The sequence below is a fragment of the Mailhella massiliensis genome, assembly GCF_020741395.1.
Taxonomy (GTDB): Bacteria; Desulfobacterota; Desulfovibrionia; order Desulfovibrionales; family Desulfovibrionaceae; genus Mailhella; species Mailhella massiliensis_A.
The window spans coordinates 1-5,792 of record NZ_DYZA01000067.1; the positions used below are offsets into that span (position 1 = coordinate 1).

Here is a 5,792-nt window from a genome sequence, read left to right on the forward strand (position 1 = left end):
TCAAGAACGGGCGCACCGCTCTCCATGCTGATGACGCATTCATCCAGAAGTCCGGCAGAATTTTCCTCTTCCGGTTCGGTTTCGACCTGTCCGGGGTATTCCTCGAACTCGTCGAAGCTCTGGTTCAGCACCACAAGAGTTTCTTCCATGCAGCGATTGCACGGCATGGCCACCACACCTCTGATCGTGCCGCGGATGAGGCAACCATCCTCCTGCGGAAGGATGAACACTTCCGCAAAGACGGGCTCAACCATGCGGCAGAAAAGATGATATTGCGCAGCCGGATCCGTCCATACCGTCTCGTCGGAAACCGTAATGGAGCAGCCCTGTGGCTCTATCTCATTGAGTGCGATGTGCTTTAAATCCATGCCTTACCTCTGGAAACATGACAAAATACCGACGGCAGCCATCTTTGTCAAGCCTTCCGCGACCCTCTCCGGGTGGTAATTTCCTCCCGTCCCTCCTGAAAAAACGGACGCAAAAACATGGCGGCAGGAAAAAGGCACAAGGGCCCCCTACTTCCCTTTCACCGCCTTCTCGCTGATAAGCATGGCATCGTGCAGACCGTACTTATCGAGGGTGCGGCGCATCAGCTGAAGATCGGCCTTGCCGCCCCGAAAAAGTACCTGCACATAATACCAAGTGCCACGTTTTGTTTTCGTCTGCGTGCGGCGCGCCTTCAGCCCGTCCTTCGTCAGTCTGTCGTACAGGGCTTTGGCCTGTGCCTGCTCCTTGAAGGCCGCCACGCGCAGCACATAGTCAAACTGCGGCTCCTTCGGCTTCTGCACTTCCTCTTTCGACTTTTCCTGTTTCGGCTTTTCCTGAGCCGCCTGGGTAACGGACGGCGCAGGCGCGGTCGGAACATCGGAAAGCACACCGCCCGACGCGTCGCTCTTCAGGCTGGTCATGAAGCGAAGCTCTTCCTTGGGGAGAATCTTCTCCTTTTCCTCAGCCTCGCTTTCTCCCTCCGGAGAATCTTCGGCAAGGAGCTTTTCCAGCTCCAGAGCCTGGGGCAGCGGCATGCTGCTGCGCCCCACAATGACTCCGGAAAGAAAACTGAAGCCGAGGAGAACCAGCGCCAGCACGCTTATGGTCACCAGCGCGGAGGGCGTGATGTTCGCCCTCCAGGTGAACACGCCGCGCCCTTCCGAGCGGGAGGACGCACTTTTGCGCGAGGAGGCTTCCTTCTCCGCCGCTGCCTCTCTGACTGCGGCGTCGGAACTTTCCTCAGAGGCCGAAAAAACGGACTGTCTCCGTTCCCGGTCGCTGTTCTTCTTCGCGCTGGAAGAGGAATTGCGATAAAACGCGTTGGCCATGGCTACATGGATTCCGGCGCGCTCACGCCGAGCAGGTCAAGTCCGTTGGCAATGACGACGCTCACGGCGCGCAGAAGCGCCAGACGAGCTTTCATCACGGCTTCATCGTCGCCGCTCAGAACAGGATTATTGGCATAATAGCTGTGCAGCTTTCCGGCCAGTTCCATGAGATAGAAGCTGACGGGATGGGCGGCGCGGGCGCGGGCGGCGTCTTCCACCACATTGCGGAAGCGCTCCACCTCACGCAGCAGCGAGAGATCGTCCGCCGAAGTAAGCGGAGCCAGCATTTCCAGAGAGCTTCGTTCCGGCATCTCCACGCCCCTGTCGGCTGCGCGGCGCAGAAGCGCGGCCACACGGGCATGGGCGTACTGAACATAATACACCGGGTTTTCCATGTTGCGCTGCTTCACAAGGTCAAGGTCGAAATCCAGCGGACTGTCGCTCTTACGGGACAGGAACATGTATCTTGCGGCATCCGTGCCTACATCGTCGAGCACTTCGCGCAGGGTCACGAACTCGCCGGAGCGAGTGGACATGGCCACGGGCTCGCCGCCGCGCATGAGGTTCACCATCTGGATGAGCACCACATGGAAGTCGTTTTCCGGATCATGCTGCATGCAGGTAACGGCCGCCTTCATGCGGGGAACATAGCCGTGATGATCCGCACCCCATACGTCTATGCACTCATCAAAACCGCGTTCAAACTTGTCGGCGTGATAGGCTATGTCGGAAGCAAAATAAGTCAGATAGCCGTCGCTTTTGCGAAGCACCCTGTCTTTGTCGTCGCCGAACTGCTCCGTAGCCAGCCATACGGCATTATCCTTGTCGTATACAAGGCCCATGCTGCGCAGCTTTTCGAAGGCTTCCTCTACCTTGCCCGCATCCACAAGACTCTTCTCCGAAAACCAGACCTGATGTTCCACGCGGAATTCCCTGAGGTCTTCCTTGATGCCTGCCAGAATGGTGGCACAGGCGTATTCGTAGCACAGGTCCTTGGCCTCAGCCTCGGGGCGGTTCGGAAGCTCAGGATCCTTTTCCAGCATTTCCCGGGCTATGTCGCGGATATACTCGCCGTGATACCAGCCTTTCGGATCTTCGGGGTAGACCACGGGAAGATTAAGCAGCTCGCGCATGCGCAAGTACACGGAATCGCCGAGCAGGCGCATCTGGCGGCCTGCATCGTTAATGTAATACTCCGTGGAAACGTCGTAGCCCGCAAAACGCAACAGACGGGTAAGGGAGTCGCCCACAGCTGCACCGCGGCCATGGCCTATGTGCAGCGGGCCGGTAGGATTGGCGGAAACATACTCCACCACGATGCGGCGGCCGCTCCCGTTCTTCGAGGAACCGAAAGCTCTGCCCTGCTCTTCCACGTCGCACACCACCCCTTGCCAGAACGACGGGGCGAAGGTGATGTTGATGAAGCCCGGGCCTGCTATCTCGGCCGTGATCAGGCCGGGGAACTTCCTGTTCAGCCCGGCCACAAGCTTTTCCGCCACGGCCCGCGGGGCGGCCTTGGCCTGTTTTGCAAGCACCATGGCCAGATTGGTGGCCAGGTCCCCGTGCTTTTCATCCCGGGGGATTTCCAGAACGGCCTTTTCCGGCCATTCCCAGCCCTCGGCGGCCACCATGTCCTTCAGGGCCTTTTCAATGAGGAGTATGTCACGCATTGTTATCCTTCAAACGCTTCCACGGCGTCTTTATTGGGAATATGAACGGTAGTATAGCTGCCGTCCGCCACATCGGCGGCCACGAGAATGGGCCGAACCATACGGGTGAGCACCCCCTGAGGCCCGAATTCCACCCAGCGGCGCACGCCGTCGCGCCACTGATTTGAAATGGTATCCACCCAACAGACGGACGAAGTCATCTGGCGGCGCATGGCACTATGGATGGATTCGGCATCGCTCAGGTGTTCGCCGTTGATATTAAAATAGATGGGAAAAGCCGCGTCGTGCCAGTCCTGCTTGTCCAGAAGCTTGGAAAATTCGGCGGAAGCCTCGGCCATCATGGGCGTGTGGAACGCGCCGCTCACTGCCAGGGGGAAGCCCTTGGCACGCGGGTTCTCTGCTTTCAGGCGTTCGGCGGCGGCTTCCACGGCTTCGCGGTGACCGCTCAGCACGAACTGCAAGGGGGTGTTCTTATTGGCCACGCGCACCAGCTTGCCGGTACTTTCGGAAACTTCCCGGGCGACGTTTTCCACCTGTTCCTGGGAAAGGCGAATCATGGCGCACATGGTACCTATATGTTCCGGGTCAACATCGGCCATGAGGCGGCCGCGCAGGGCCACAAGTTCCAGCACCTTGTCCATAGGGAGCACACGGGCGGCGGCCAGAGCGCTGAATTCACCGAGGCTGTGCCCGGCCGCGCAGGCGGGAGAAAGGCGATCCGCCACACTTATCCACAGGGCAAGGTTAACCACCGTGATTGCAGGCTGAAGGTTGCGGGTTTCAGCCATAAGGGTAGCGTCGTTGCTTTCCCAATATATTTCACGCAGCGGCAGGCCGCTTATGCTTTCCGCCTTCTTCCAGAGATCCATGATATCGGAGGACGCCTCGGCGAGACGCCGCCCCATGCCGGATGCCTGCGCCCCTTGACCGGGGAACAGGATAGCCGTCTGAACACTGCTCATTCCATACTCCTTGAACTGGATTATGGGTCATAACACAGGGGCCGCCGCCTGTGGGCGGGGCCCTTCTTTCTCAACCTGTTTGGGGAACACCGCGCGCCGCCCGGAAATTTTCCGGCGGCGCGCTCCGAAACCGGGCTTTCAGGCAACGCTTAGTCGTAACGGACGGAACTGAATTTCATCAGGCGTTCCCAGTTATGGTGCGACTCAATATAGCGGAATGTTCCGGTTTTGGCGCGTATGACCAGCGAATGGGTCACAGCTCCGCGTCCGGAATAACTCACGCCGCCAAGGAACGTACCCCCGGAAATACCGGTAGCGGCAAAGAAGGCGTCATCGGCGCGAATGATGGAATCCACGGTGAGAATTTCATCCAGCCTCGTGCCTTCCGCGATCATGGCCTGGCGTTCGGACTCGGACTGTGGATCGAAACGGCCGAACATCTGCCCGCCCACACCCTTGATTGCACAGGCGGAAATCACGCCTTCCGGCGTACCGCCGGTGCCCATCATGACATCCACGTCCACACCGGGGTCGGCCACCATGAGCGAACCGGCAACGTCGCCGTCGGTATGCAGAGTGATGCGTGCCCCCGTTTTACGGATTTCCTCGATAAGGCCCTTGTGACGGGGCTTGTCAAGCACGAACACCACAAGGTCGTTGATATCCTTGCCCACGGCACGGGCCACGGCGTGAAGGTTGTCGGCCACAGGAGCATCGATATCCACCACGTCGCGGGCCTCCCTGCCCACCACAAGCTTTTTCATGTAATAGCTGGATCCGGGGTTGTACATATACCCCGATTTGCACGCACCTATCACGGCAATGGCGTTGGGACGACCGAGAGCCAGAAGGTTGGTGCCTTCCACAGGGTCGACGGCTATGTCGACTTCAGGCCCCGTTCCGTCGCCCACCTCTTCGCCGTTATACAGCATGGGAGCCTCATCCTTGGCCCCTTCGCCGATGACGACACGGCCCCGGATGGAGAGAGAATCGAAGGAAAGACGCATGGCGTCCACAGCCGCACCGTCGCCATCTTCCTTGGCGCCTTTTCCCAGCCAGCGCGCCGCGGAAAGAGCCGCAGATTCCGTTACACGGAGCAGATCAAATGCCAGATTTTTTTCAGGAGCTTGCATATCGTCCTTCCTCGGAAAGGGGGTGTTCTTACATAAAGGCCCATGCGCAGGCCGCAGTAAAACAACTATAGCCGAGCCCGGATTTTTCATCAAGAGTAAAAGGCCTCCGTGCAAAGTTTCGGCCGCTCCTGAAAACTCCTTGAAAGGTTTTGCAATATTTCCCCTCGACCGTGCCCCGCCTACGACCGGATACGGGGACTTGCCGGGCCGAGCCAGAGAAGTGCGTCGCCCCTCCGCCCGGGAACTTTCCCCGGCAAGAGCACTTTCGGAACGACGCGGGGCGCCGGGAAAAAACGCTCCAGTATCCGCCCTTACTCACGGGACGTTATTCTCAGAGCGCCTCCCACAAGTCAGTTTGACCCTATAAGGGTCTGGTACTCGGCTGCCCTTTTAAGAGGGCTCTGTCTCGACTCTTGCCGAAGAATTATTTCCGGCTGCCCGTAAACGAACTGACGGGCCGCTCCACCAGGCTGTACTGATCGATTATTTTATCTCGCTCTTCCTGCTCCCGCACATACTTGATGATGGTCGCCACATTGACTCCCACCGTGCCGACAACATAACCGGTACACCGGAAACGGCGATTGCCGGACTTGCAGCGCAGATGCGGAAAACTCTCGAATATTATCAGAGAACTCTTCCCTTTCAAGTATCCGACAAATGCCGACACACTCATTTCAGGCGGTATTTCAAGCAACATAGGGATATGAC

Annotated in this window: 5 protein-coding genes and 1 pseudogene; all 6 read right to left on the reverse strand. The window is 58.5% G+C overall.

The window, feature by feature from the left end; all coding sequences use genetic code 11:
* Positions 1-368, reverse strand: a pseudogene (locus K8W16_RS03570) (DUF177 domain-containing protein); the annotation flags it as partial.
* Positions 369-515: 147 nt separating this feature from the next.
* On the reverse strand, positions 516-1,316 hold the full coding sequence (locus K8W16_RS03575) for an SPOR domain-containing protein (RefSeq protein WP_304121216.1): 801 nt from the start codon (positions 1,314-1,316) through the stop codon (positions 516-518).
* 2 nt (positions 1,317-1,318) lie between these two features.
* Entirely contained in the window at positions 1,319-2,986 is a 1,668-nt protein-coding gene (gene argS / locus K8W16_RS03580) for an arginine--tRNA ligase (protein ID WP_304121217.1), read from the reverse strand.
* A gap of 2 nt (positions 2,987-2,988) precedes the next feature.
* Positions 2,989-3,948 carry an ACP S-malonyltransferase gene (locus tag K8W16_RS03585; RefSeq protein ID WP_304121219.1) on the reverse strand — a complete coding sequence of 320 codons (960 nt, stop codon included), beginning with the start codon at positions 3,946-3,948 and terminating at the stop codon, positions 2,989-2,991.
* Between the two features lie 149 nt (positions 3,949-4,097).
* Positions 4,098-5,081, reverse strand: a complete 984-nt coding sequence (glpX, locus tag K8W16_RS03590) for a class II fructose-bisphosphatase (protein WP_304121221.1) — start codon at positions 5,079-5,081, stop codon at positions 4,098-4,100.
* A gap of 424 nt (positions 5,082-5,505) precedes the next feature.
* A partial coding sequence (locus K8W16_RS03595; protein ID WP_304121222.1) for a transposase occupies positions 5,506-5,792 on the reverse strand: 287 nt, incomplete at its 5' end.